Origin of the sequence: Paraburkholderia sp. BL6665CI2N2, from assembly GCF_004366535.1 — a bacterium.
Taxonomy (GTDB): Bacteria; Pseudomonadota; Gammaproteobacteria; order Burkholderiales; family Burkholderiaceae; genus Paraburkholderia.
Window position 1 is genome coordinate 2276216 of sequence record NZ_SORC01000001.1, and the last position, 26158, is coordinate 2302373.

The window sequence follows — 26158 nt, forward strand, 5'->3', positions numbered from 1 at the left end:
GTGCGCACAGACGTGCGGACCAAGGTTGTTGTGCTTACGCTCAGGCGCTATTCAGATAGCGATGCACCAGCGCCACCGCCATCGCTCCCTCGCCGACCGCCGACGCCACGCGCTTGATCGATGCGTGACGCACGTCGCCAGCTGCGAATACGCCGGGCACACATGTTTCCAGATGCAGCGGCGCGCGTTCGAGCGGCCAGTTCAGGGTCGCCCGATATTCCAGCAGGTCGGGACCGGTCACGAGATAGCCGCCTTCGTCGCGGACAATGCCGACGTCTTGCGCCCATTCGGTCTGCGGCACGCCACCAATGCAGACGAATAGCCAATTCGTCCTTGCCGTGCTTTGCCGGCCGGTGCGCACATCGGTCAGCGTGATTTCCTGCAACACGTCACTGCCTGCAAGCGCGGTAACTTCGGTGCACGTGCGCACTTCAATGTTCGGCGCCGACGTGACGCGATCCATCAGGTAGTGGGACAACGTGTTCTTGAGCGATGCGTCACGCACGAGCATATAGACGCGGCTGGCGGTCTGCGAAAAATGCATGGCGGCCTGTCCGGCCGAATTGCCGCCACCCACCACATATACGTCTTCGCCATGGATCAGTTCGGCCTCACTCGCGCCGGCGCCGTAATAAAGGCCCGCGCCGAGAAAGCGCTCTTCGCCGCTCAGCCCTAGCGTGCGATATGCCACGCCGGTCGCGCAGATAGACGTGCGCGCCGTGATACGTGTGCCGTCTTCCAGATACACGATGCCACGCCCTGGCGGAAACTCCGCGTGCACGCCGGCGCGCGCCAGCAGGATTTCGGCGCCGAACTTGACGGCCTGGACGCGCGCCCGTTCAGCGAGGTCCACACCGCTCACGCCCTGTGGAAAGCCCAGGTAGTTCTCGATTTTGGAACTGCTGCCTGCCTGGCCGCCCAGTGCCCAACGCTCCACCAGTACCGTACGCAGTCCCTCCGATGCACCGTACACCGCCGCGCTCAAACCCGCCGGTCCCGCGCCGTAAATCGCGAGATCGTAGGCCTCACGGGACGGACTTGCGAACCAGCCGAGCTTCTCGGTGATTTGCCGGATGGTGGGACATTCGAGCCGCGTGCCGTCGTGGAAGACGCAGACCGGCAAGCGCGAATCGGAAAGATGCTGCACGTGCGCCAGTTCCTCCGCTTCTTTATCGCTGCGCAGTTCGATCCATTCGAACGGTATATCGCAGCGATGCAGGAAGTCGCGTAGCGCGTAGCCATTTGCGCTGCGCATTGGCCCATAGATCCTGACCGTGACCATGCTATTCGCCTTTGAGGTGGGAGTTTCCTTCGTTTCACGCGTTTCCCAAGCAGGTGGCCGCGCCGGGATAAGTGCGGATCGCCATATTCAGGCATCGTAAGCGCATGGTAAGAGGCGTCTTTCGCGATACCGCCCGGTTTTGTTCGCTTTCCGCTAAAGGTTCCATCACGTCGGGTCGTGCGACTGCCTGCCACGCACCGTATGCGTTCTGCTCGATCCCGCAGGCTCGATGTTCAAACGCGTGCGTTCGCACGGGCCGCTCCGGTTTCGTATCAAGGCGTCAATCTGGAAGCACGAACTCGGTACGCATGTCTTCGATCGCCTTCTGGACATGATGTGCGCAATCCGCGCCGAGGTCGTTGAGCGGCACGATGTTCCAGTTGCGGCCGGATGCGTCCGGCGGACACCGCTCCGGTAGCGGTATGCGCACGCGCAAAGCTCCCGGCACGTCCGCGGCGATTTTTGCCACGCGGTTCTGCAGTTCGTCGCGAATCTGCTCAGCGGTTCGAACGGTTTTCCCCATCGGTCTGCCTCTCTCGGTCGCATGTGCGGTTCGTGACTGAATGGCGCATACGTTCCTTTCGCGTGAGCATGCGCCAACGATGCTTTAAGTCTAGTCGCTAATCCGGGGATGTTTGGATAATCGCTCGCTTCCGCGGACCGCATCAAGGGAGTGCACGCAACAAAGCTGCTCGGAAAATGCGCAAAAGCCAGAAAGGCCCGGCAAAGAGGCGCGCGTGTCGCGCGCGAGGCTACATTGAAACCGTGTGTCACGCGAGGCAAGAGCTGCACACATCTTATGAGCGGTTGACGACCTGTCGGCACATCACGGGTGGGGCGGGCAGTGAGGCAATCCCCGTAACACCGCCGAAATCGCGTATTCCATCTTGCGCTCGTTGGGGTACAGTGCATGGAGCTGCTGCTTGAGGCTTAGTACCTCTTCGAATTCATGACAGGAACCTGTATCAGAAGCGCGAAATAGTTCGGCCTCTGTTATCAATCACTGGATATGTCAGTTCCGCTTTGGGCAGGTATCCGCGAGAAGCCGCGCAAGCGCGAAAGACCGTAGCATGTGCGTTACCCGAGCGTCGAATGAACTGTGCACGGTGCATGTGCAATCCATGCGTGCGCGGCGCGTTCGCGACGCAGCGACGGCCGTCCGGGAGTCAAATCATGGAAAGTAAGAAAGGCTGGCTGCGCAAGGATCTCGATGCGTTGCGTCTGCAGTGGGCGATGCTCACCTTTTATGAACGATTCGAGCAGCTTGTCGCGCATGTGCTGAGCGTCGTCATTTCCATCATCATCCTCGTGTCGCTCTGGCAGTTGATTCAGGCGGTGATTTCATTGCTGGTTGCGGATGCGCTCAACCCGCTGGATCACGCGGTGTATCAGACCGTCTTCGGTATGGTCATGACGCTGCTGATCGCGATGGAATTCAAACATTCGATTACGCGCGTGATGGCGCGGCGCGATCACATCGTGCAGGTCAAAACGGTGCTTCTGGTTGCGCTGCTGGCTATCGCCCGGAAATTCATCATTCTCGATCCGGCCAGTGCGCCCGCCCAGATCGCGGCGCTTGCATTTGCGCTGATGGCGCTGGGGAGCGTCTACTGGCTGATGCGGCAGCGTGATGACCCGGTCGACGCGCCGAACGCCGCACAAGCGGAGCGTGATCGCATGCTGCGCGCGCAGCGACAGCAAGGGGGCCCGCCCCGCGAAGGCGACTAGCCCGACAATTAACTTGAGTCGCCGCGCTCGTCTCGTGACGGCAGTGTAAGCGTCAATCCGCCGGACGGCGTCGACGGTCACGGGAAGTCCGGTCGGCTGATGCGCAAGCGACGCTGTCGGCGACAATTTTCAGTCCGCAGTCTTTTCCCCGCAGCGCAAGCGCCCATGAGAGCCCGGTTGGCGCCATACCCATTGCGTAGACGATGTCACGAAGATCGCTCGCAAAAAACTGCTCGGCTTCCTTCAGCTTGGACACGGTGATGCCGCTTGCACCGGCGGCCATTCAAAACCGCTGGCTGCGAATTCGCCGATTTCCAGATTCGAGTGCCCCCATGGATCAGTTCCCGCGGACGGTCAATCCGGCCGGACTGGCAAAGCCGGGTGGCCACTACAGGCACGTTTCAATTGCGCAAGACCTGATTTTCGTGTCAGGCCGGGTCGGAGACGCCGAACCCGCTCGCACCGCCGCGCCGCTTCCGGCGCTCCACTTCGGTCGGAAGATTGAGATTTAAGCCGTCGCACAAAAATAAGCGCGTCGATTCGCAAACGCCAGGTTTGAGGTCGGTGCGACGCATCGACAGACAACATCCGCCCCCATGGCCACGCAAATCATGCTGTGCACCCCACCAAGAACGATCGATTTGAATGGTTGGGATGCCTCGTTTGCAATAAAGGCCATTTTTTGCGGTGATTAAATTGGTTCGTCACGAGTCCGTTGCGAAGCCGTTCCAGGCGACGGGCGTCAAGTTTCAACAGAGACGGCATCGCACGAGGCCGCGCCAGCTTCAGCTGTCATTGCACCATCAATCTCTCTATGTAAGGAGCAGTTCGCATGAACGACGCCCAGATCAAGAATGGCGGTATCAGCCGACGCGACATGATGCGTCTTCTCGCCGCCGGCGGAATGCTTGCCGCTGGCGCCGGCGGACTGTTCGCCGGTGCGAAGTCGGCAATCGCCGCGCCGGCGCCCAAGAAGGGCGGAGCGATCCGGGTGGCGTACGACGCCGGATCGAGTGCGGACACCATGGACCCGGCCAAGGGCTCCGCAGGGTCTGACTACATTCGCTTCTTCATGTTCTACAGCGGACTCACGCAACTGGACCAAAGCTTGACACCGCAGATGAATCTTGCGGAAGCGTTGGATACTTCCGACGGTCGCGTCTGGATCATCAAGCTTCGCAAGGGTGCGACTTTTCATGACGGCAAGGCGCTGACACCGGCGGATGTCGTGTATTCGCTGATGCGCCACAAGGACCCAGCGATTGGCTCGAAGGTGAAAACGCTCGCCGATCAGTTCACCGATATCAAGGCAAGCGGTCCAAACGAAGTAACGTTGACGCTGGCGTCGGCCAATGCCGACCTCCCGGTCATCCTCGCCACGCCGCAGTTCGTCATCGTCAAAAACGGTACGACCGACTTCTCGTCGGGAATCGGTACTGGTCCGTACAAGGTCAAAACGTTCAAGCCGGGCGTGACCACCATTGGCGTGCGCAATGAGAACTACTGGAAACCGGGTCTGCCTTATCTGGACCAGATCGAGCTGATCGGGATCGGCGATAACGCCGCCCGTGTGAACGCTTTGCTGGCCGGCGACGTGCACCTGATCAATTCCGTCGATCCCCGTTCGACCCAGCGAATCGCGTCGACGCCGGGCTATGCGGTCCTCGAAACGAAGTCGGGGCTCTATAGCGATCTGATCATGCGTCATGACAATCCGCTCTCCGGCAATGCGGACTTCGTCGAGGGCATGAAATACATGTTCGATCGCGAGCAGATCCGTACTGCCGTATTTCGCGGCTATGCCGTGATCGGCAACGACCAGCCGATTCCGCCGGGGCATCGCTATTTCAATGCGTCGGTACCGCAACGGCAGGTGGATCTGGACAAGGCCAAGTATTACTTCAAGAAGGCGAATGCGATCGGCCCGGCGTTGCCTCCAATCTATGCGACGCCCGACGCGAATGGCTCGATCGAGATGGCCGAACTTCTGCAGCAGACGGGCGCGAAGATCGGCGTCAACGTGACGATCAATCGCGTGCCCGCCGATGGCTATTGGTCGAATCACTGGATGAAGCATCCGCTCGGCTTCGGCAGCGTGAATCCGCGTTCGAGCGCGGACGTCCTGTTCACGCAGTTCTTTAAATCGGATGCGCCATGGAACGAGTCGGGCTGGAACAATCCAAAGTTCGACCAGTTGCTCGTCGCTGCACGATCGGAAACGGACGAGACCAAACGCAAGCAGATGTACGGTGATATGCAGCAGATCGTCGCGACGCAGGGCAGCATCGGTATTCCGGCGTTCATCAGTATTCTCGATGCGAACGACAAGCGTCTGCAAGGACTCGGGTCGATCCCAACGGGTGCGATGATGGGCTTTTCATTTGCCGAACACGTATGGTGGAACGCGTAAGCCCGCGCAGTGAAGCGCGTGACCGGCGCACCGACATAGTTTGACTGATGTCCTGACGCCGCATCGTGTGCTGCGGAGCGTCCGCAAAACGGTGAGATCTGTGCAGCACGCCCACGAATACGGCACAACGCCGGGCTTTTAAGGTGATTAAATGTCTCTCAGTGCGGTCGCATCCTTTCATGATCAGCGCCGCGCATGCGGCGTGCGTTGGGAGTCATGTGCATGAAGTCCAAATTCGTTCGGCTGTCAGAAACGGCGCGGACTCCGGTCCGGTTTTGCATCGACGGAGAAACGGTCACAGGCTTTGAAGGCGATACGCTTCTCGTAGCCATGCTGTGCAACACGGATCATGTGCGTCATTCGGAGTTCGGTCCGGAAACACGCGCCGGCTTCTGCCTGATGGGTGCATGTCAGGACTGCTGGGTGTGGACCACGGATGGCGAACGCATGCGAGCCTGCACGACAATGGTCAGTGCCGATCTGAACATGGTGACTCGCCAGCCGGAGGTGCAATGGCCGAACCTCGTGTGATCATTGTCGGCGCGGGGCCGGCTGGGGTTCGCTGCGCTCAGGCGCTGGTCGCCGCCGGATTGCGTCCGCTTGTCATAGACGAAAGCAGGCGCGACGGCGGCCAGATCTACCGGCGCCAGCCAGATCAGTTCACTCGCCCGTACAGCAAGCTGTATGGCACCGAGGCGCCGCGTGCGCTCGACCTGCATGAGAGCTTCGAGCGCCTTCGCGCGAGCATCGACTATCAATCTGAAACCCTTGCATGGAATGTCGCAGGCGGCACACTCCACACCACGCACGCGGGCGTGGCGAGCCAGCATCCGTTCGACGCGCTGGTGCTGTGTCCGGGCGCGACCGACCGGCTGATGCCGGTGAAAGGCTGGCAACGGGCCGGTACGTATAGTCTCGGCGCCTCGCAGATCGCGCTCAAGGCGCAAGCGTGCGCGATCGGCAGCAACGTGGTGTTCATGGGTTCGGGGCCGTTGCTGTATCTCGTCGCGAGCCAGTATGTGCAGGCGGGCGCAACGGTCGCGGCGGTGCTGGACACCTCGCCATTCGGCAAGCGTCTTCGCGCGTTGCCGAAGCTGCTTGCGCGGCCCGATGTACTACGCAAGGGCGCGGCGCTGGTCTCGTCGCTCAGGAAGGAGGGCGTGAAGATCGAGACGGGCATCGTGCCGGTGGAGATTCACGGCGATGACCAGCGGGGCGTGGACGGCGTGAGTTATCGCACGGCACGTGGCGCGCAGCATCGCATCGCGTGCGACGCGGTGGCGCTGGGTTATCACCTGCGGCCCGAAACGCAGCTCGCGGACCTCGCAGGCTGCACTTTTACATTCGATGCATCGACGCGCCAGTGGCTACCGCAACTTGACGAGATGGGGCGCAGTTCGGTTAAAAACGTGTATCTGGCAGGTGATGGTGCGCGTGTGCTCGGCGCGGACGGCGCCGAAACCGCGGGGGCGCTCGCAGCGTTCGCCGTATTGCAGGACCTCGGCCGCGCTGTCGATACATCGCGGGTCGCGTCCCTGATTCGCACGCGGGAGAAAATGGACCGTTTCCGCGCGGGGCTCGCCATCGCGTTTCCCTGGCCGTCCCAGCAGGCGGCCGCGCTCTCCGACGACACCATCGTGTGCCGGTGCGAAAGCATCTCGGCAGGCGAATTGCGGAGGGTCGTTCGCGACGAAGGCGCGCGCGAAGCGAATCGTGCCAAGGCATTTAGCCGTGTCGGCATGGGCCGCTGCCAGGGGCGCTATTGCGGCCATGCCGCGGCTGAAGTGATCGCCAGCGAATCAGGCGTGCCACTCGAACAGGTCGGCCGCTTGCGCGGTCAGGCACCCGTGAAGCCATTTGCGATCTCAACGGTTTCCGATACCTTGGCTGCAACGCAGGTCGTGGCCGGGCATACCGCGCTTACGACGCTGGAGGAAGAATGAAGCGGATAGAGGCGGATGTGGTCATTGTCGGTGGTGGTTTCATGGGCGCGGCGGCGGCGTTTTTCCTGCGCCAGCGCGGACGCTCTGTCATCGTGCTCGAGCGCGGCCTGATCGGCCAGCAGGCGAGCGGCACGAATTTCGGCAACGTACGCCGTCAGGGGCGCTTTCTGCCGCAGTTGCCTCTTGCTAACCGCTCACGCGAGATATGGGGAAAACTGCCGGAACTAATCGGTCATGATGCAGAGTTTCTGCCGTCGGGACACGTGCGTGTCTGCTACCGGCAGGAACAGGACGACGCGCTCGAGATCTATGCGCGTGAGGCCAGTCACTATGGATTGAAGCTCGATCTGTATCGCGGCGCCGAGATGCGTGCCAAATTCCCATTTCTCGGCAAGGAAGTGCGTGCGGCTTCCCACTCCGTGATGGACGGTCACGCGAATCCGCGCCTTGCCGCGCCAGCGTTCGGTCGAGCTGCGGCACGCGCTGGCGCGCGTATCGAAGAGAACACGGAGATTGCCGTCGTCGAGAAAGACGGCGATACATTTCGCGCGCGAAGCACCGACGGCCGCGAATTCTGTGCGCCGAATCTGCTGATTACAGCGGGCGCGTGGGGAAATCAGCTGAGCGAACAATTCGGTGAAGCCGTTCCGATTGCCGTGCGGGCGCCCCAGATGGCCGTGACCGAACCCATGCCTTATGGACTGCGCGAGGTGGTCGGCGTGACCTCACCGTTGCTCGAAGAAGTCGTCTATTTCCGGCAGGTCAAACGCGGAAACATTGTGATCGGGGGCTGCGCGCGTGGGCCCGCCTACCTTGACGAGCGTCGTGCAAAAGTCTTGCCGGAAAGTCCGCTGATCCAGTTCCGTCAACTGGCGCGTGTGGCGCCGGCGCTGACGCGGCTGCATATCATTCGCGTGTGGAGCGGCGTGGAGGGCTATATGCCGGACGATCGCCCAATCATGGGGCCGAGCAACAAGGTGGATGGTCTTTACTATGCATTCGGTTTCTGCGGCGCGGGTTTTCAATTGGGCCCGGGCGTCGGCGATGTCATGGCAGAGCTTATCGATACCGGCGCAACCAGCACGCCGATCGACGCATTTGCGATCGAACGGTTTGCGGCAACGGCGACGTCCGCAGCGGTGGCGGCATAGCACGGTCAAAGGCGCCGACGCCTGCGCGCCGCGCTCTGCACAGATTCTGCTACGTGCCTTCGTATTTGCGCATGACGCCGAGTTCTTTCCTGAAAAGCGCCTGCGTCAGGCCGGCCACGCATTTTGATAGCTTGCACGCGGGCTCGCCGCTCCCAATATGAACACGGCACGCCGCGTTCACCCGATTGCCGGCGCTTATTACTCTTTCCTGGATGTGTGCGATGACCTCTCTCTCAACGAACGCTTATAACGTCGATCCGGTCGCATGCCAGCGTTTCTATATCGACGGCCGCTGGATTGCACCCGCAAAGCCCACATTCATGCAGGTTATCAATCCCGCGACGGAGGAACCCGTCGCAGAGATAGCGCTGGGTTCCTCCGAGGACGTCGATCGCGCGGTCAGTGCTGCTCGCGCTGCGTTTGATGGCTGGTCGTCCTCGCCTGTAGCGACGCGCGTCGCCATTCTTGGCAGGATGCATGATCTGATTCTCGAACGAAAGGAAATGTTCGCCCAGGCAATATCGCTTGAAATGGGCGCTGCAATTTCTTTCGCGCGTTCACTGCAGGTTCCGCTTGCGGCCGAGCACGTTCGGATCGCACGCGATGTGGTTTCGCAATATCGCTTTGTGTCCGTCAATAACGGCACGGCAATTTCACGTGAGCCGATCGGCGTTTGCGCGCTCATTACGCCGTGGAACTGGCCGCTTTACCAGATCACCGCAAAGGTGGCTTCGGCGCTCGCGGCCGGGTGTACGGTGGTCCTCAAGCCGAGCGAATTGTCGCCGCTCAGCGCGCAGCTCTTCGCACAACTGGTTCACGACGCCGGCGTTCCGCCCGGCGTGTTCAATCTGATTAACGGCACCGGCCCGAAAGTGGGCGCGGCGCTGGCGGAGCACATGGACGTCGACATGATCTCGATCACCGGATCGAACCGCGCCGGCGTACTGGTTGCCCAGGCGGCAGCGCCAACGGTCAAACGTGTCGCCCAGGAACTGGGCGGCAAGTCCCCGAACGTCATGCTTCCTGATGCCGATTTCGCAAAGGCCGTACCGCTCGGCGTGATGTCCGCATTTCGCAACGTCGGACAATCATGTAGCGCACCCACACGGATGATCGTGCCCCGCGACAGACTTACGGATGTCGAAGCTTTGGCCCTGGCAACTGCTGAAGCAATTGTCGTGGGCGATCCCCAATCCGATGCGACCGTATTAGGGCCCATCGCCAACGAGGCACAGTTCAACCGCGTGCAGACCATGATTATCGCGGGCGTGGAGAGTGGAGCGAAACTGATTTGCGGAGGGCCGGGGCGAGTGGAAGGTTTCAGCAAAGGCTTCTTCGCCCGCCCGACGATTTTCTCCGAGGTACTACCTCAGATGCGGATCGCGCAGGAAGAAATCTTCGGTCCGGTTCTTTGCATCATTCCCTACGACACGATCGACCAGGCTGTCGAGATAGCGAACAGCACACCCTATGGACTGGGTGCGCATGTGCAGACTCAGAATATCGACGCCGGGCGCGCAGTCGCATTTCGCATTCGGGCGGGACAGGTTCATATCAACCATCCGGCATGGGATCCGCACGCGCCGTTCGGTGGCTATAAGCAATCCGGTAATGGACGCGAGTATGGTGTTCAAGGCTTCGAAGAGTACCTCGAAACGAAGGCTATTCTTGGTCACGGATGATCGAGGCACGACTTTGATCCCTGGAAAACGGGGATCTGCCTACGTTATCGTCTCAACCGAAAAACCGATCGGCAGGGCGATCCACCAGGTCTCGTCATGACACCGTCAAGTCCCACATTTCAGCTTTTGCCTTTCGAATCCGGGTCGGCGCGCTGGTCGCGCGATGGCTTCGAAGTGGATACCGACCGGCAGCGTATCGATGTGCCGGCTACCCAGCGTTTGCTGATCGAGGAAAGTTACTGGGCGCAAGAATCGACGGCCGACGCTTTGCGGCGAGCAATAGCCGGATCCGTGGCGTTTGGGCTGTATGACGGCTCGCGGCAGATCGGCTTTGCACGAGTCGTCACAGACGGCGTCGCGTTTGCTTACGTACGCGACGTGATCGTGGCAAGTGCATATCGTGGGCGGGGTCTGGGCCTGTGGCTCATGCAGACAATTGGCGAGCATCCCGACCTGATACCCGTACGCCGATGGATGTTGTCGACCCGGGATGCTCATACGCTCTACGAAAAGGTCGGCTTCAAGCGTGTCGGATATACCGATCTCCTCATGACGAAGGCCGCCGAGTGAGCGCATCCAGCGTCATACGAGCAGCGGGAAAGCATTCTTTTCAGGGTAGCTAACATGGCCTACAGGGTTGGAGTTGATATTGGCGGTTCGTTCACGGACTTCGCGGTGCTGGACGAAAAGGACAACACGATTCGAACGTTGAAGGTGTTGTCACGTCCCGATGAACCGGGCGCGGAGATCAGGACCGGTATGGCGGTATTCGCCGAGCGCGACGGTATTGCCGCTGCAGACGTCAGCTACTTCACGCATGGGACGACCGTCGGCGTCAATACCGTCATTCAGCGCAAGGGCGCCAAACTGGCGCTTCTCACTACCCTGCATTTCGAGGATGTGCTGGAGCTGGGCCGTCTCAAGATGCCGCGCTTTCACAACCTGTATGCGCGCCGTCCGGTTCCGCTGGTTCCGCGGCATTCGGTATTTGGAATCCATGAACGTACCGATGCCGCCGGCAAGGTTCTCACGGAGGTCGATGCCACAGCCGTCATGCGAGCCTTCGAGCAGGCACAGGAGCAGGGTTGCGAGGCCATCGTGATCTCCTTTCTGCATTCCTATCGCAATCCGGAGAACGAGCGGGCCGCAAAAGCGGCGATCGCCGATATCGCGCCTTCTTTTCCGGTGTTCTGTTCAAGCGACGTGTGGCCCATCATCCGAGAATATGAGCGAACCGTGACCGGGGTGATCAGCGGCTATGTGCAGCCGAAAGTGGCCCGCTATCTCACGGCTTTCGAGGAAGCACTAAACGGAGTCGGCGTTCCCGTGCCGCCGCGCATCACGAAATCGAATGGAGGCGTGATGAGCGCGCGCCAGGCGAAGGAAGAATGCGTGCAGATGATCTTGTCGGGTACCGCGTCCGGCGTGATTGGCGCCGGCTATCTGGCACGCATGATGGGACTGCCCAGGATACTGAGCCTCGACATCGGCGGCACGAGCGCCGACGTGGCCGTTATTGTGGATGGCGCGGCGGAATATGGTGCAGGTGAGTTGATCGGTGAGTTCCCGATCTTCATCCCTTCTGTGTCCGTCACGTCGATCGGCCAGGGCGGCGGGTCGATTGCGTGGGTCGATGACCTCGGCGTGCTGCAGGTGGGCCCCGAAAGCGCGGGATCGAGTCCGGGGCCGGCATGCTTCGACAAGGGCGGGCTTCGGCCGGCGGTGACCGACGCGTTCGCCGCCTGCGGTTTGATCGGCCACAGCAAGCTGGGTTACAGCGCCGTGAACATCGACGTGAAGAAGGCGCAAACCGCATTGGCGCCGCTCGCAGACGCGCTGAATCTGAGTTTGTTCGAAACCGCCGAGAGCATCATTACGATTGCTGTATCGGGCATGTTCGCCGATACCAGCGGATTGATGTCGCGCTTCGGCATTGACCCGCGCGAATTCTATCTGCTCGCATTCGGCGGTGCAGGCCCGATGATGGCGTGCTTTCTCGCACGCGAACTGAATATCAAAGGCGTGATCGTTCCGCCGACACCCGGTGTGTTGAGCGCATTGGGTGGGTTGATAGCCGATCTGAAGAACGATTTCATCAAGACGTTGTATATCGATCTGGATGCGGATTCGGTCGCGTTGCTGAAGGAATCGTTTGACGCGCTGAAATTGCGCGCCGAGCATTGGCTCTATCGGGATCAGCAGTTCGAAGGTGAAAGCACGCTCTCGTACACGACCGAGATGCGGTATCGCGGACAGTCCTTCGAAATCGAAGTGCCGCTCGATCCGGACTGGGTCGCTCATGGCGATCTGGACGCGATCACCGCTGCCTTTCACGCGCAGCATCAGCGTTTGTTCGGCCACAGCGATTCCCTTGCGCCGCTGCAAATGATCAGCCTGCGTCTGCTGATTACCGGCAAGACGCCGAGGCCGGCGCTCGCGCGCATCGCACACAGTACGGCCGCTCCGGTGCCCGCTGCGTTCGTCGACGCATATGTCGACGGCGAAGTGCGCAACGTAGCGCTATATCAGCGTGCGCATTTGCTTGCGGGACAATGCTTCGATGGTCCGGCGACCGTCGCTCAGGACGATTGCACGACATGCGTGCTGCCCGCAATGAGCGTGACAGTCGATACATTCGGCAATCTCGTGATCACCATGCATTGATGGCCCGCCTGCGTCGCGCCCGTGCTGCTCGCGGGCACGCACAACGATAAACCCTCAAGGAGCCATACGTCATGGCGATTGACCGTCGTAACCTGCAAGTTCTTGCCAACTACTGCGCCGCCGCCGCGGACGCGATGGCTTATACCTTGCTTCGAACGGCATACTCGACGTTCGTTAAGGAAACCGAAGATTTCTCATGCACGATCCTGACCGAGTCGGGCATGGCATTCGCCAATCCGCGCAGTTTCGGCGCACCGTGGTACAGCGGGATCGACTATGCTCCGGTCATCGAGATGTTCGATGACTACGAAGACGGCGACGTCTGTATCACGAACGACTCGTATAGCGGCCATGTCGCCACGCATTCTCCCGACATCCATATCTGGAAACCGGTATTCGACGACGGTGTCCTTGTGTGCTTCGTCGCAGGCCATATTCACAATACGGATGTAGGCGGCGCGGTGCCGGCATCGCTCTCCCGGTCGCTCACCGATATCGTGCAGGAAGGGATTCGTATACCGCCCGTGAAAATCTACCGGCGAGGCGTTCTGAACGAGGAGATGGCGGCGATGATGCGCCTGAACGTGCGTGCGCCGGATCAGAACTGGGGCGACTTCAACGCGCAGATTGCGTCGGTCAATATCGGCGAGCGCAAGGTCAAGGAAATCATCGCGCGCTTTGGCCGGGAAGATTTCAGGGAGGGTGCACGCGCGATTCTCGACCATGCCGAACAGCAGGCGCGAAATGTCATCCGCACCATTCCCGATGGCGAATATTTCTTTGCCGACTACGCTGACGAAGACGGCGACGGCGGCGTGCCATGCCGTATCGCGCTTACGCTGCGCGTGAAGGGCGACGAGGTCGAGCTGGACTATACCGGCAGCGATCCGCAACTCGCGTCGTCACTGAATATGCCGACGGGCGGGCGCGAACACCATCCTTTGCCGCTGGTCGGCCTGACCTACGTGCTCTATACGCTGGACCCGCGTATCTGGATGAACGCCGGAACCCTGCGTGCGGCAAGGGCGATCCTTCCGTCAGGCACGGTCGTCAACTGCGAAGCGCCTGCTGCCGTGGGTATGCGCTCGCTGACATGCATGATGACGCAGATCGTCACGTTCGGCGCATTCTCGCTGGCGCTTCCCGACAGGATCCCCGTGACGGCGCCCGGTGGCAACGCCATCATGAACGTGAAGACCGTCGATCACGCCAATCGGCCCGTCATGGCGTCCATTGGACCGGTGGGCGGCGGCGGCGGAGCGACTCCTGTGTCAGATGGCGTCGAGGGTTGCGGTGGTGCGTCGGCGTTTCTCAAGAACACGCCGATCGAAATCAGCGAAGCTGAAGTGCCGATCTTTTTCCTGCGGTACGGTCTGTGGCCAGACACGGCCGGCGCCGGGCAGTATCGAGGCGGCATGTCCACGGTGATGGAGTTCCGCGCGTCGACGCCCAACACGATCGTGACGGCGCGCAACCGTAACCGTTCAGTGTTTTCGTCATGGGGCGTGAAGGGAGGCCGTGCGGGTGCGCTGTCCACCTTCCAGAAGAACCCGGATACGTCCGCTGCCATCGAACTCGGCAACACGGACGTCGTCCGGTGCGATCCGGGCGACGTTATCCGCGTCATTGGTCCGGGAGCAGGCGGCTACGGCGATCCGATGCTGCGCGACGCGCAACGCGTTCTGTCGGACGTTCGCAGCGGCTTCCTTTCACCTGAACGCGCGCTCGAAGACTATGGCGTGGCGGTGAAGGGGACAGGAGTGCAGATGGGTATCGATCAGGATCTGACCGCGACGCATCGCGAGAAGAGGCGCGGGGTGGCTGGCGGGCACGAGCATTTCGACTATGGTCCGACGCGCTCTGCGTTCGAACAACGCTGGACACGCGATCGATATGATGAGATGACGACTTTTCTCGCGAGCCTGCCGGTTGCGTGGCGTCATTTCATCAAGCGTCAAATCTTCATGGTGGTCGATGCAGAGACGGGCGTGTCGGTCGACTTGCGAACGCAGATGCAGGAAATCTTCAGCGCGATCCGCAGTAAATATCCTGCGCTTACGCCCAGGCCTGAATAGCTTTGACGGCATTCCGGTTTGCGGTGTGGTGCGGGGGATGATGCGATTACGATGGCCGTCGCGCTGCGTGCACGTACAAGCGCGCAGCGTATAGCACGCAATTCGATCATAAGGCGTTGTCAACTTGCCGAAATCGCTCTCTGGCGCGGACATGGCTCCAGCGTTGGAGAATCTGCTGAGAGGCGTTATTGAGTGGCAACAAGCGCTTGCCAGAGCAGAGAGTAGCGATTCAAGCTGTTACGGCGGTCATGCGTGGCGCTCAAGCCGCGAGAAGATATTGCGCACAGGCCGGCCGAGAGCACTAGACTTCCTTCATGGGAACCGTCCGGTCGCATGGAAGAGTGCATCGCGGCGAATGTAGCGGCGCGCGTGGGTTGGATGGACTCACAACCGCCACCAATCTTAAGCGATAACACGGCTCCTGGAAGACATGTCAGCTGAATGCCCGAAGCTTTCGCTGTGCTGACGCTTTCCCGAGGAGAGGCACGATGAGCATTGCATTGATTGGCGCCACCGGCCGCACCGGTCGCCTGGTGGCAGAGAAATTGCACCGTGCGGGCATTCCGTTCCGCGCGTTGCTGCGCGACGAGACGCAGCGGGGCCATTTCGAAGGCCTCGGCGCGACCGTTGCGATGGTCGACCTGACACAGGACTTCGGCGCGGCGCTCGCGGGCGCTCATACAGTTATTTTCACCGCCGGATCCGCTGAAACCGAGGGCGCTGGACAGGAGGCTCAGATCGATCGGGACGCGATCATCAAAGCGGTGGATTATGCGAAGCAACATGGCGCGGACCGCTTCATCGTTGTCAGCACCTTGCTGGCATACGCCCCTGAACGCGCGCCGGATGAGCTTAGGCATTACGCGCAGATGAAGCGCGCATCCGACGATTATCTGATCGGCAGTGGGCTCGATTATCTCGTGCTGCGCCCCGGCACGCTGACCATGGAGCCGGGTACTGGGACGATTGAGGTCGTGATCGACGCGCAGTCGGCTCGTGCGCCCGTGGCGCGCGAGGATGTTGCCGACGTCGTGCTCGAAGCGCTCAGGTTGAACGTCGTTAACACGATCTTCGGGTTTGCCGGTGGCAGTGAACCGATCGACGACGCGTTGGCCGCGCTTCGTTGACGTTGCGCGCCGCGCCGGAGAGGTTTACGTCACTGCAGCACCCGGGTCGTTGGTCACAAGTCGCTCGGCTGTGAACGAGCCCTCTGCGCGCGTGCCGCAGCCTGAGTCCCCTGCTGGCATTCGGCGGATTGTGCGGTACTGGAAGACATGGGGAACGGCAGGATCGCGACACTTCTGAGCAGAAACCGGAAAGAAGCGCGCGTGGGCCATGGCTAGACTGGCCTGAGAGCCAAATCATGTCGATGTGATCTGCCCAGACGCTTCGAAGCGTTCATGGCAGCACTTTTCGGGTCGAGTCAAGAAACGTAAGGAGCGAATTTATGCCGGATACAGAAATCGCGCCGGCGGAAGCCGGGCAGCGCGACGAGCAAATCCCGCTGGGCAAGCTCTTCGAACCCGTCAAGGTGGGACCGTACAACCTGCGTCATCGTGTCGTGATGGCGCCGCTGACGCGCTCGCGCGCGAGCCGGCCAGGCAACATACCGTCTCAGCTCAACGCCTGCTATTACACGCAGCGTGCATCGGCCGCGCTCATCATCAGTGAGGCGACGCAGGTGTCGATGCAAGGGCAGGGCTATGCGTGGACGCCAGGGATTCATAGTCGCGAGCAGGTCGAAGGCTGGCGGCTCGTCGCGAACGCTGTGCACGAGGCGGGCGGGTTGATGTTCATGCAGCTCTGGCACGTAGGACGCATATCGCACCCCTCGTTGCAGCCCGACGAAATGCTGCCCGTAGCGCCCTCTGTGGTCCAGCCGAAAGCGGAGGCGTTCATCGAGAACGAGCGCGGCGAAGGTGTCGTTGCACCTTGCGTCACGCCCCGCGCGCTGCAGGTCGAAGAGATGCCGTATCTCGTGCGACAGTATTTCAGGGGTGCGCGCAACGCAAAGGCTGCCGGTATGGACGGCGTTGAAGTGCACGGAGCGAACGGGTATCTGCTCGACCAGTTTCTGCTGTCCGGGACAAACCGCCGCGCGGACGAATACGGCGGGTCGAGCGAGCGCCGGGCCAGGCTGCTGTTCGAGGTGATCGAAACGGTTTGCGACGTGTGGGGGCCGGAAAAGGTCGGCGTACGGCTTTCTCCTCTCGGCACTTTCAACGACATGCATGACGACGATCCCGAGGCGACCTTCTCTTACGTCCTCGAGAAGCTCAATCGATACGGGCTCGCTTACCTGCACATCGTCAATCCCGCGCTGGCGGCGACCGGTGAGGATGCCGCTTTCACGGCGCGTGCGAAGCGCATGAACGAGATGATACGACGCACCTATCGCGGTGTGCTGATGGTCGCGGGCGGGTTCGACGGCAGCAGTGCGGAAAGATGGATCGAGGACGGCGAGGCGGATTTGATCGCGTTCGGGCGCCTGTTCATCGCCAATCCCGACCTGCCAGACCGCTTGCGGTCGCACGCTTCGCTCAATTCGCCGGACCCGTCCACGTTCTATGGAGGCGGCGAGCGCGGGTACACCGACTATCCGTCGCTCGCGCAGGAGCGCGGAGAGGCCCCTCGGTCGGTGATCGACGGGCGTTGGAGATAGACCGTCACGGTCGTTGAGCAGCGGGCTCGCCGGCGTCGCGGGACAAGTTGCGAGGCTCCCGAGCCGGCGACCGGCCGTCGACGGTCTCGCGGAAGTTTTTTATCATGCGCAGCGCCGATTTACGTATCGCTTACTTGCCCCACGCCGCAGGTAAGCGCCCGCCGCTTTGCAAGGGCCTCGTAAAGAGCGCGTACGCCGAATCGCCAAGGCGCGATCTCGGTTGACGACCGCACGGTGTTGACTAGTGTGCCGAGCGCCGGCGTTGCAATCGTCACTTTGTCCCCGAGATGATGCGTGAAGCCGCCGCCCGGAGCATGCCGGTCTTCAATTGGAGAGAACATCGTGCCGAGGAACAGCATGAAGCCGTCTGGATACTGGTGATGCGGCCCGGCAGTCTGGGCGACAAGTTCCTCTGGGTCACGGCTGATCTCGCGCATGTGGCTCACGCCTTCGAGAATAAATCCGTCGTCCGCGCCTTCTATCCTGAGCGACACGCTGGCCGCCCGCACCGAGTCCATCGTGAAGCGTTCATCGAACAACCGAATGAAAGGACCGATCGCGCATGAGCCGTTGTTGTCTTTCGCCTTACCGAGCAGCAGCGCACTGCGGCCTTCGATGTCGCGGAGATTGACATCGTTGCCGAGGGTTGCACCGACGATCGTTCCGCGGCTGTTGACCGCCAGCACAATTTCGGGCTCGGGATTGTTCCAGTGGGAGGCCGGGTGTAGCCCAACGTCCGCGCCGTAACCGACCGCCGACATGGGTTGGGATTTGGTGAACACCTCTGCGTCAGGCCCAATGCCGACTTCCATATATTGCGACCATGCGCCGCGCCGTTCCAGTTCCCGCTTCAGACTGTCGGCGGCCGGCGTGCCGGGGCGAATCCTGGAGAGATCGGTGCCGATCAGTTGCGCGATCGTCGCGCGCACCGTGTCGGCTTGCGTCGCGTCGCCCGCAGCCTGTTCTTCAATGACCCGTTCGAGCAGGCTCACGGCAAAGGTCACGCCGCATGCCTTGATGGCCTGAAGATCGCATGGCGCGAGTAATGCCTGGCCGATGTTCTCGACGGGGCCGAGCGCCTCGCCCTCGACGTGACGCGCAAACTCCAACAGGTCCACGCGCTCGAACAGATCGGAGGTCGTCGGCGCCGACGCCGTGATGTCGAAGACCTGACCGGCACGAACAACGACGACCGACGGCCCGTCGATCGGCGCGTTTCGCCAGATGCGTCCGACCAGCAGGGCGTCGGCCAGGTCAGTAGGTACGAAATGCGGAAGATCGTTCGATATCATGGTGGCGTTGCCTGGCGAGAGTTGGGAACCGGAAGGGAGGCGCGCTTCAGGCGAGCGATACGCGTTGCGTATCGGCTGGCCGAAGCTTGCCGGGCAGCATCACGCGACTCAGTGCTTCAGCGAAGAAGAAATCGCCGAACATCGTCGCACCATCGACGCCTTCATTGTGCGGCTTCGAATAACAGGAATTCTTCAGGAGTCCGCGCTGTGCGGGTTCGTAGGCAAACTCGTCACGACATAGCGCTTCGAGCGTCGCGACTCCGTGTTCGCGCCAGCGAGCCGCATCAGCAGGGTCGGGATGCAGACGACCCATCTCGATCAGCGCTGACGCCATCACCGCTGCTGCGGCGGTGTCCCTGATTTGCGTGTCGGCGCCAGCGGCGTCGAAATCCCACGGCGGCACCGGACGGCCATCGAGCCGGCGCAGATAGTACGCCGCCAGACGCCCTGCAAGATCCAGCCAGTGACGCTTGCCGGTTTCACGCGCGGTGTTCACGTAGCCATAGACGGCCCACGCCTGGCCCCGGCTCCACGCCGATTCGTCGAATGCGCCTTGAAACGTGTAGCCGCGCTGGCGCACACCCGTTGTCACGTCGTATTCGACCGCGTGATAGGTCGAATCATCGGGGCGGATAAACGCCTTGGCGGTCATGAGGGAGTGTGCTTCGGCGGCGAGGCGATAACTGCCGTCGCCGGAATGGTTCGCCGCCCAATACAGCAACGACAGGTTAGCCATTGTGTCGATAGCCGAGGCGCTGCGTCCGCGTGGATCGTCGAGCGGACCCCAGGAAGCGAGATAGGCGCCACTGTGCGTGGTGACAAGACGGGCGCGTAGTTTGTCGGCGGCTTCCATTGCTATTTGCGCGTACCACGGGTCGCGGGTGATTTCATAACCGGGGACGGCACTGCTGTCGAAGATAAAGCCGATGTCGTGCGTGTTGGGGTCCTGCGCGCGCTGCGCGACGAGACGCATGCGCTCGCGGGCCCACGAGAGGTATTTGTCCTTGCCGGTGTGCAAATACGACGTCAGCAAAAGTCCGACCCAGAACCCGCAAAACCAGTTCCCGTGGCTCCACGCCGAACCGCTGTAGCCTGCGGACAGCGACGCCGGAAGCAGTACCCACTTTCCATCGGGCGCCGTGATCTGAGGGAATTCGACACCGAGCGTCGGCTCGTCCTCTGCAACTTTGGCCGCCATGCGATCGAGGATAGTGGTGAAGAGGGCGGACCGCTCAGAGGACAACTCTTGATCCTGGTACGAAGCATTCACGCGTTTGTCTCCTGATTACTTTCACGTTTCCCGAGTGACGGGGACACGCAAATTCTAGGAGCGAGGCGGTTCTGGCAGTTAGGACGAAGTGCGGCTTATATTGGACTTTCCTGCACGCACCCCGGACGCCTGTCGTGCCACTGCTTCAAATGCTCAGTTTCTCCAGGCTGCGGCGGAAATCGATTGGCGAGCGGCCCGTGTGCTTGCGAAAACATCGGCTGAAGTAGGCCGGGTCGTCGAAGGCGAGCTGTGTTGCGATCTCCGCCACATTGACCTCCGAATGCAGCAACAGACGCTTCGCCTCCAGCATCACGCGTTCGCGAATCAGCTTGGCCGCCGTACTGCCGAGCGCCTGACGCGTTGCATCGTTCAGCGCGCGTTCTGTGACGTTCAGCAGGCAGGCGTAGTGAGCGACGTCGTGGACCGTGGCGAAATTTTTTTCCAGCAGGCTTTTGAAGCGTCGCGACAACAGCACGCTACGCGACGAATTGACGTCGGCGACGGCGTCGCCGCCCAGGCGCGCGGACTTGATTAGCAGAACGCGCAGGTATGACCAGATCACGTCCTCGTAACCTGCCTCTTCGCCCTGATATTCCGCATTGATTCCATCCAGCACACGATGAAGGTCCTGAGCTTGTGTGTCGCTCATATACACCGTGTTCGGAATTCGCTCGAAATCGTAGACGGGAATCTCGGTCTGCGAATGGCGGTTCTGCACCTTGAACGCGAAAAATTCGGACGAGAAACTGATCGCGTGCCCGACGGCGTCGTCGGACAAGGCGAAATCATGGATCTGGCCGGGGGCCATGAAAAACAGCGTATTGGGCCGCACCTCGTAGCGAATCGAGTCGATGATGTGGTGACCGCTGCCCGCCACGACCCAGACGATGTGATAAAACTCGTGTCGATGCGGATACGGCAACGTCGATTTCATATCTTCGAGGGGCGCGAGATGAAAATCGATCGACTTGATTCGCGACCCGTACTCATAGTGCGCGATCTTGAAGACCGGCAACTGGCAACCACAACCGCTAAGCATTTGATTTGTCTCCTGCATCCAGCTCACTTATCTGGCTCGCCTAGCCAGTTCACTCCCTGGCTAAATCAAGCGTGCTGTTTCTCCTTCGCCGGTTCGGCATCGAACGTAGTGTACTTGTAATTGGCAAAGCGGCGCGACGGCTGTCGTCGAAAACCCGCACCGGTCGACCTCGCGCGCGGATTGTCAGCTCATCTGTCACTCATTCGAAACGCAATTCCTTTAGCGCCGACAGCCCGCTCAGCACGGGTTTGCCGTCCTGATTGCGGACCATTGTGTCCATCACGAGGATGCGCTTGGCGGGCTTCTTCTCGACTACCGTCACATGGATTCTGATCGTATCGTCGATGAAGACGGGTCCGAGAAAGCGCAACTCCTGCCCGACGTAGACGAAGCCGGGACCGGTCAAACCGGTATGTGTCGTCGACACCAATGCGGCGGTTAGCAGGCCATGCGCCACGCGCTGGCCGAATGGTGAGCGTGCCGCGAAGGCCTGATCCATATGCAAGGGATTCAGGTCCCCCGACAGATGGCCGAAAGCGTTCACGTCACTTTCCGCGATGGTGTGCACGAGTGTCTGACAGCGGCCAATCTGGATGTCGTCAAAGCGCAGCATCTCGTGGCGCTGAGTCGGGAGAATGTTCATACGGTTCTCCGCCCGGTTAGCGCCGCGCCGGCTTGGACCAGCGTATCGATTTCTTCCGGCGCGTAGCCCAGTTCGGCGAGCACCTCGCGGGTGTGTTCGCCTTGCCGGGGCGGCTGACGGATGAGCGGCGGTGCCGCGCCGTCGTACCGGACCGGATGCGCGAGCAAACGGATCGGCCCGGCCTGCGGATGGTCGACCTCCATGATGATGCGGTTGTGCGCCACTTGCGGGTCGGCCTCGACCTGATCGTAGTCGTTCACGGGCGCGTACCAGATGCCGTGCTCGTCGAAGGTCGTCATCCAGTCGGCCGTCGTACGCGTTGTCAGCGCGTCGTACACGATGCGGTTCAATTCGTCGCGGCGGCGCACATTGTCCTTCGGGTGTGAAAACCCGGCGAGCATGGGTTCAGACAAGGCCGCCGCGAGCTTCTCAGTGGGCGTCAGCGAAATCGCGATCCAGCCGTCGAGAGTCCGGTAAATCCCATAGGGTGCGGGATGGAACCGGCTGCCGGTCGGCGGGTTTGTGCGCGGCCAGAGTGGCCCCTTGTTCAGGTAGTAGGTGAACGGCTCGATCTGAAGATCGAGCGCCGCGTTGAGCAGATTGCTTTCGACCAGCGTGCCTTTGCCGGTGCGTTCCCGCGCCTGCAGGGCCGCGACCACGCCGAAGGCCGCCAACGCCGCCGCATGCTGGTCGACGATCGCGGATCCGACTGGCGTGGGCGGGGAATCGGCTTCGCCGGAGAGCATCGTCATGCCGCTTATGGCCTGCAACAGCAGGTCCTGCCCCGGCCGCTTGAGATATGGCCCCGATGGCCCGTAGCCGGTGCACGAACAGTACACGAGCCGCGGATTGATCTCGCGTACATCGTCGTAACCGAAGCCCATGCGCTGCAGGACGCCTGGGCGGTAGTTTTCGATCAGAACATCGGCTTCCTTGATCAGCCGCCAGACGATCTCTCTCGCGCGCTCGTCGCGCAGATCCAGCGAAATGCTGCGCTGATTGCGATTGCCGAGCAGGAAGAACATGCTCACCCCTTCGACATACGCATCGAAGCCGGTCCAACTGCGCTCGAACGCGCCGTCCGGCGGTTCGATCTTGATCACGTCCGCGCCGACGTCGGCCAACATCTGCACGGCAGCGGGGCCCTGCAAGAAGTGAGTAAAACTTAGCACCTTGATGCCTTCCAGCATGACTTGTCTCCTGAGCGCGTGTCCGTATCTGTTTGACTGAGGGCTCAGGCAAGCAGGTTTCGCGAAATGATCATTCTTTGAATCTCCGAGGTCCCCTCGACGATCTCCAATACCTTGGCGTCGCCGAATGCGCGCGACACCGGGTACTCGCTCATCACGCCGTACCCGCCATGTATCTGTAGCGCCTGATGAGCCGCCTCCATCGCGCGCTCGGTGGCGAAGAGCTTAGCCATCGACGCCTGCTGATCGAAGCGAACGCCCGCATCTTTCAGCGCGGCGGCATCGTAGAGCATCAGCCGCGCGGCGTGCGCGTGGGCCGCCATGTCAGCGATCTTGAACTGCAGCGCCTGGAACTCGGCGATCGGCTTGCCGAATGCGCGCCGCTCCTTCATGTACGCGATCGACCGATCCAATGAACCCTGCAGGATGCCTAGCGCGAGCGCGCCGATCAGAATTCGGCCCGTGCTGATCTGGGCCAGCGTCTGTCGCAAGCCCGCGCCGCGTTCGCCGAGCAGGTTGGCGGCCGGGATCGCACAGCGCTCGAAGTACAACTCGTAGGTGCTCGATGCACGCCAGCCGATCTTGCGCAGCTTGCGCCCGTAGCCGAAACCGGGGGTGCCGTTGGGCACGATGAAGTTGGAAATTTCCTTGCGGCCGTCAGGGCGCGTGCCCGTTACCGCGGCGATGACGACCGGTCCGGTCACTTCCGTGCCAGAGTTGCTGATGAAGGTCTTTGATCCATCGATGATCCATCGGTCGCCTTCCAGCGTCGCACGCGTCGCGATGTTGGCCGCGTCGGAGCCCGCGTTGGGCTCCGATAATCCGATCGCGCCGACCTTGCGGCCGTCGAGAATAGGGCGTAAATAGCGGTCCTTTTGCTCATCGGTGCCATAGTTGGATAGCAGGCTCGCGACCGTCGAATTGGCCATGAGCGAGTTGGCAATTGCGCAATCTACCCGTGCGAGTTCTTCCAGCACGATCACATAGGAAAGCCATTCGCCACCGCCGCCACCCCAACTCTCCGGATAGGGCAGGCCTGCGAAGCCGAGCTTGCCAGCACGCGTCCAGATTTCGTAGGGAAAGGCTTCCGCCTCCCAAAGCTCTTCCGAGACAGGAGCGATTTCGTTTTCCGCGAAACGGCGCACGGCGTCACGTATCGCGGTGTGTTGTTCGTTTAACCAATGCGGCATGTTCGACTCTTTGAAAAGCGGGGAGAGGAGTTAAAGGCAGGCGCTGTGTTACAGCACCTTTAGATAGGTATCGCCAGATGCGACCACCGTGCCGTCCTGGCGCGTGACCTCTGCGTTGAACATGCACAGGTTGCGATCGTCGTTCTTCTCGCGCAGCGTGAGCCGGGCAGTGACCGTGTCACCGATGAATACCGGCGCGTTGAACGTGATGTCGTAGCGGTAAGAAACCGCACCGGGGTTCGGCGCCTTTTGCGCCATATAGCCCATCACAGTCGATAGGAAGCCGACCGAGAGACATCCTTGCGCGATGCGCTTCTCGAAGCGCGTGGTTTTGGCGAATTCCTCGTTTAAATGCACGGCATAGAAATCGCCGACGATTCCGGCGAAGCCGTAGATGTCGAATTCAGTTACGGTCTTGGCGAAATCGGCAGTGTCGCCGACCGCGTAACAATCCATGTGCGGGCGTTTGGCCATGGTGGTTCTGAAAGTGAGAGTCAGTTGAGGAGCCGGCCTGTTCCGTGTCGATGGGCGCCGGCGGGCGTGACTCAAATTTAATCAGTGCGAGTTGCCGACCGTTAGGACGGTTTGGGCGAATGCTTGGACTTTTTCGACTGCACGTACGCAGTGATTTCAGTCTTCGCCGATCCGCAAGGAGCCCGCGGATAGCCGCCGGTCTGCCACGCATCAATATCGCCAAGGGTTTTCACCGTGTGCGCCGGATAAATCGCCAGACGGTGCGGGAGAGGCTTGTCATCGAACAGGCCGTAAAAAAGTACAAGAAATCGGGCGACCGGTCCTAACGCCCGTTGCGTGCACTCGCGAATACTTGAAGCGCCTGCAGACGGATCGACCGGATGCAGCGCGGAAATTACATTCCAGTATGGAAGGAGACGAAATGAAATCATTCTTTAGCGCGCGCCGCGCAGGACGCGCCGTGATGGTGGGTACGCTGCTCGCAGCAGGCGTCGTTGCCGCAAGCGTTGCCCGTGCCGGCGAGCCGATCGTCATGAAGCTGGGCCACACCCTCGCTCCGGACAACCACTATCAGCTGACTGCCCAGGTGTTCGCGAAGGAGGTCGCGCAGCGAACCCACGGCAAGGTCAAGATCGAGATCTTTCCGCAGTCACAGCTCGGCGGCGAAGTGCAGATGGCGCAGGCGCTGCGCACCGGCACCCAGGAGCTCATGATTTCCGCACAGGCGCCGATCGGAAACACGATCAAGCAGTGGCAGATTTTCGACACGCCTTACCTCTTTAGCAGCATCGACGACGCCAACCGCGTTCTGCAAGGACCGGTCGGCCGCAAGTTCCTCGACATGATGCCGGCGGTCAACATGATCGGCCTGACGTGGCTGTCGGTGGGCGAACGCAATCTGTTCACCGCGAAAAAGCCGGTCGGCTCGCTTGGAGACATGAAGGATATGAAAGTGCGAGTGATGCAGAGTCGCGGCTATATCGCGGGCTATAAAGCACTGGGTGCAAACCCGACACCGCTGCCTTATAACCAGGTATTTCTGGCGCTTTCGCAAGGCCTGGTCGACGGCGGCGATACCTCCCCGGAGCAGTTCATCCAGGACAAATTTTCCGATGTCGCCAAGCATTACTATCTGACCCACGTGAACTACCTGCCCGTGGTGCTGACAATGAGCAAGAGCGCCTGGACGCGTCTTTCGCCTGACGAACAGAAGGCGTTTCAGGCCGCTGCCGCCGTCGCCGCGGATTATGACGTGAAGGAATACAAGCACGAGTACGACGACGCGCTCGCCACGATGAAGAAGAACGGCACCCAGGTGAGCGGGATCGACACGGCGCCGTGGGCCGCCGCGACCGAAAGGGCACGCCAGAGCCTGCTCAGCGACATCCCCGATGGCCAGGCGCTTTATCAGGAAATCAAGGCGGTCGACAAGTCTGCTGTCGCTTCGAAATGAAGGGAGAGTG

Annotated in this window: 22 protein-coding genes and 1 pseudogene; 12 read left to right on the forward strand and 11 right to left on the reverse strand. The window is 61.1% G+C overall.

Annotated elements, in window-relative coordinates; genetic code table 11:
* Positions 1-40: 40 nt before the first annotated feature.
* Both B0G81_RS10215 and B0G81_RS10220 read right to left on the reverse strand, forming a co-directional pair.
* On the reverse strand, positions 41-1282 hold the full coding sequence (locus B0G81_RS10215) for an FAD-dependent oxidoreductase (protein ID WP_116121648.1): 1242 nt from the start codon (positions 1280-1282) through the stop codon (positions 41-43).
* A 280-nt stretch (positions 1283-1562) separates the two neighbouring features.
* Positions 1563-1805, reverse strand: a complete 243-nt coding sequence (locus tag B0G81_RS10220) for a hypothetical protein (RefSeq protein WP_116121647.1) — start codon at positions 1803-1805, stop codon at positions 1563-1565.
* 650 nt (positions 1806-2455) lie between these two features.
* Here B0G81_RS10220 and B0G81_RS10225 point away from each other — a divergent pair.
* Positions 2456-3010: a phosphate-starvation-inducible PsiE family protein gene (locus B0G81_RS10225; RefSeq protein WP_134134974.1), complete on the forward strand. Its 555-nt coding sequence runs from the start codon at positions 2456-2458 to the stop codon at positions 3008-3010.
* Positions 3011-3104: 94 nt separating this feature from the next.
* Here B0G81_RS10225 and B0G81_RS10230 read toward each other — a convergent pair.
* A pseudogene (locus tag B0G81_RS10230) lies at positions 3105-3314 on the reverse strand (DSD1 family PLP-dependent enzyme); the annotation flags it as partial.
* 528 nt (positions 3315-3842) lie between these two features.
* On the opposite strand from B0G81_RS10230, the gene B0G81_RS10240 reads away from it, so the two are divergent.
* The 10 genes from B0G81_RS10240 (at position 3843) to B0G81_RS10285 (ending at position 17597) form a co-directional block, all read left to right on the forward strand.
* Complete coding sequence (locus tag B0G81_RS10240) at positions 3843-5420, forward strand: ABC transporter substrate-binding protein (protein WP_134134978.1); 1578 nt, start codon at positions 3843-3845, stop codon at positions 5418-5420.
* A 222-nt stretch (positions 5421-5642) separates the two neighbouring features.
* Entirely contained in the window at positions 5643-5951 is a 309-nt protein-coding gene (locus tag B0G81_RS10245) for a (2Fe-2S)-binding protein (RefSeq protein ID WP_134134980.1), read from the forward strand.
* Complete coding sequence (locus B0G81_RS10250; RefSeq protein WP_134134982.1) at positions 5933-7363, forward strand: NAD(P)/FAD-dependent oxidoreductase; 1431 nt, start codon at positions 5933-5935, stop codon at positions 7361-7363. Before B0G81_RS10245 ends, B0G81_RS10250 begins: the two co-directional genes overlap by 19 nt.
* Positions 7360-8514 carry an FAD-binding oxidoreductase gene (locus B0G81_RS10255; protein ID WP_106277927.1) on the forward strand — a complete coding sequence of 385 codons (1155 nt, stop codon included), beginning with the start codon at positions 7360-7362 and terminating at the stop codon, positions 8512-8514. The genes B0G81_RS10250 and B0G81_RS10255 overlap by 4 nt, the downstream gene beginning before the upstream one ends.
* Positions 8515-8735: 221 nt before the next feature.
* Complete coding sequence (locus tag B0G81_RS10260; protein ID WP_134143050.1) at positions 8736-10196, forward strand: aldehyde dehydrogenase family protein; 1461 nt, start codon at positions 8736-8738, stop codon at positions 10194-10196.
* 174 nt (positions 10197-10370) lie between these two features.
* Complete coding sequence (locus B0G81_RS10265; RefSeq protein WP_166678948.1) at positions 10371-10766, forward strand: GNAT family N-acetyltransferase; 396 nt, start codon at positions 10371-10373, stop codon at positions 10764-10766.
* A gap of 54 nt (positions 10767-10820) precedes the next feature.
* Positions 10821-12860, forward strand: coding sequence for a hydantoinase/oxoprolinase family protein (locus B0G81_RS10270; protein ID WP_134134985.1), 2040 nt, complete (start codon positions 10821-10823; stop codon positions 12858-12860).
* Between the two features lie 71 nt (positions 12861-12931).
* On the forward strand, positions 12932-14935 hold the full coding sequence (locus tag B0G81_RS10275; protein WP_134134988.1) for a hydantoinase B/oxoprolinase family protein: 2004 nt from the start codon (positions 12932-12934) through the stop codon (positions 14933-14935).
* A gap of 500 nt (positions 14936-15435) precedes the next feature.
* Positions 15436-16062: an SDR family oxidoreductase gene (locus B0G81_RS10280; protein ID WP_243856407.1), complete on the forward strand. Its 627-nt coding sequence runs from the start codon at positions 15436-15438 to the stop codon at positions 16060-16062.
* Positions 16063-16382: 320 nt separating this feature from the next.
* Complete coding sequence (locus B0G81_RS10285) at positions 16383-17597, forward strand: alkene reductase (protein WP_134134992.1); 1215 nt, start codon at positions 16383-16385, stop codon at positions 17595-17597.
* A gap of 119 nt (positions 17598-17716) precedes the next feature.
* Here the strand turns inward: B0G81_RS10285 and B0G81_RS10290 are convergent, their stop codons facing one another.
* The 8 genes from B0G81_RS10290 to B0G81_RS10325 form a co-directional block, all read right to left on the reverse strand.
* Positions 17717-18889: a fumarylacetoacetate hydrolase family protein gene (locus B0G81_RS10290; RefSeq protein ID WP_134134994.1), complete on the reverse strand. Its 1173-nt coding sequence runs from the start codon at positions 18887-18889 to the stop codon at positions 17717-17719.
* Positions 18890-18935: 46 nt separating this feature from the next.
* Positions 18936-20159, reverse strand: coding sequence for a glycoside hydrolase family 88 protein (locus tag B0G81_RS10295; RefSeq protein WP_134134996.1), 1224 nt, complete (start codon positions 20157-20159; stop codon positions 18936-18938).
* A 145-nt stretch (positions 20160-20304) separates the two neighbouring features.
* A complete protein-coding gene (locus B0G81_RS10300) occupies positions 20305-21198 on the reverse strand; it encodes a helix-turn-helix domain-containing protein (RefSeq protein WP_116144779.1) in 894 nt (297 codons plus the stop codon).
* Positions 21199-21397: 199 nt separating this feature from the next.
* Entirely contained in the window at positions 21398-21841 is a 444-nt protein-coding gene (locus B0G81_RS10305) for a MaoC family dehydratase (RefSeq protein WP_134134998.1), read from the reverse strand.
* Positions 21838-23031 carry a CaiB/BaiF CoA-transferase family protein gene (locus tag B0G81_RS10310; protein ID WP_134135000.1) on the reverse strand — a complete coding sequence of 398 codons (1194 nt, stop codon included), beginning with the start codon at positions 23029-23031 and terminating at the stop codon, positions 21838-21840. Before B0G81_RS10310 ends, B0G81_RS10305 begins: the two co-directional genes overlap by 4 nt.
* Before the next feature lie 44 nt (positions 23032-23075).
* Positions 23076-24221, reverse strand: coding sequence for an acyl-CoA dehydrogenase family protein (locus B0G81_RS10315; protein WP_134135002.1), 1146 nt, complete (start codon positions 24219-24221; stop codon positions 23076-23078).
* Between the two features lie 48 nt (positions 24222-24269).
* Positions 24270-24770, reverse strand: coding sequence for a MaoC family dehydratase (locus B0G81_RS10320; protein WP_243856408.1), 501 nt, complete (start codon positions 24768-24770; stop codon positions 24270-24272).
* Positions 24771-24796: 26 nt separating this feature from the next.
* A complete protein-coding gene (locus B0G81_RS10325; RefSeq protein ID WP_134135004.1) occupies positions 24797-25126 on the reverse strand; it encodes a hypothetical protein in 330 nt (109 codons plus the stop codon).
* Here B0G81_RS10325 and B0G81_RS10330 point away from each other — a divergent pair.
* On the forward strand, positions 25117-26148 hold the full coding sequence (locus B0G81_RS10330) for a TRAP transporter substrate-binding protein (RefSeq protein ID WP_134135006.1): 1032 nt from the start codon (positions 25117-25119) through the stop codon (positions 26146-26148). The genes B0G81_RS10325 and B0G81_RS10330 overlap by 10 nt on opposite strands.
* Positions 26149-26158: the final 10 nt, after the last annotated feature.

Excerpts from the sequence above, each read along its gene's own strand:
- B0G81_RS10330 (WP_134135006.1), top strand. The coding sequence starts at position 25,117 with ATGAAATCATTCTTTAGCGCGCGCCGCGCAGGACGCGCCGTGATGGTG.
- B0G81_RS10305 (WP_134134998.1), bottom strand. The coding sequence starts at position 21,841 with ATGAACATTCTCCCGACTCAGCGCCACGAGATGCTGCGCTTTGACGAC.
- B0G81_RS10240 (WP_134134978.1), top strand. The coding sequence starts at position 3,843 with ATGAACGACGCCCAGATCAAGAATGGCGGTATCAGCCGACGCGACATG.
- B0G81_RS10215 (WP_116121648.1), bottom strand. The coding sequence starts at position 1,282 with ATGGTCACGGTCAGGATCTATGGGCCAATGCGCAGCGCAAATGGCTAC.
- B0G81_RS10250 (WP_134134982.1), top strand. The coding sequence starts at position 5,933 with ATGGCCGAACCTCGTGTGATCATTGTCGGCGCGGGGCCGGCTGGGGTT.
- B0G81_RS10275 (WP_134134988.1), top strand. The coding sequence starts at position 12,932 with ATGGCGATTGACCGTCGTAACCTGCAAGTTCTTGCCAACTACTGCGCC.
- B0G81_RS10290 (WP_134134994.1), bottom strand. The coding sequence starts at position 18,889 with ATGATATCGAACGATCTTCCGCATTTCGTACCTACTGACCTGGCCGAC.
- B0G81_RS10260 (WP_134143050.1), top strand. The coding sequence starts at position 8,736 with ATGACCTCTCTCTCAACGAACGCTTATAACGTCGATCCGGTCGCATGC.
- B0G81_RS10300 (WP_116144779.1), bottom strand. The coding sequence starts at position 21,198 with ATGCTTAGCGGTTGTGGTTGCCAGTTGCCGGTCTTCAAGATCGCGCAC.
- B0G81_RS10220 (WP_116121647.1), bottom strand. The coding sequence starts at position 1,805 with ATGGGGAAAACCGTTCGAACCGCTGAGCAGATTCGCGACGAACTGCAG.
- B0G81_RS10315 (WP_134135002.1), bottom strand. The coding sequence starts at position 24,221 with ATGCCGCATTGGTTAAACGAACAACACACCGCGATACGTGACGCCGTG.
- B0G81_RS10225 (WP_134134974.1), top strand. The coding sequence starts at position 2,456 with ATGGAAAGTAAGAAAGGCTGGCTGCGCAAGGATCTCGATGCGTTGCGT.
- B0G81_RS10285 (WP_134134992.1), top strand. The coding sequence starts at position 16,383 with ATGCCGGATACAGAAATCGCGCCGGCGGAAGCCGGGCAGCGCGACGAG.
- B0G81_RS10270 (WP_134134985.1), top strand. The coding sequence starts at position 10,821 with ATGGCCTACAGGGTTGGAGTTGATATTGGCGGTTCGTTCACGGACTTC.
- B0G81_RS10255 (WP_106277927.1), top strand. The coding sequence starts at position 7,360 with ATGAAGCGGATAGAGGCGGATGTGGTCATTGTCGGTGGTGGTTTCATG.
- B0G81_RS10310 (WP_134135000.1), bottom strand. The coding sequence starts at position 23,031 with ATGCTGGAAGGCATCAAGGTGCTAAGTTTTACTCACTTCTTGCAGGGC.
- B0G81_RS10325 (WP_134135004.1), bottom strand. The coding sequence starts at position 25,126 with ATGATTTCATTTCGTCTCCTTCCATACTGGAATGTAATTTCCGCGCTG.
- B0G81_RS10245 (WP_134134980.1), top strand. The coding sequence starts at position 5,643 with ATGAAGTCCAAATTCGTTCGGCTGTCAGAAACGGCGCGGACTCCGGTC.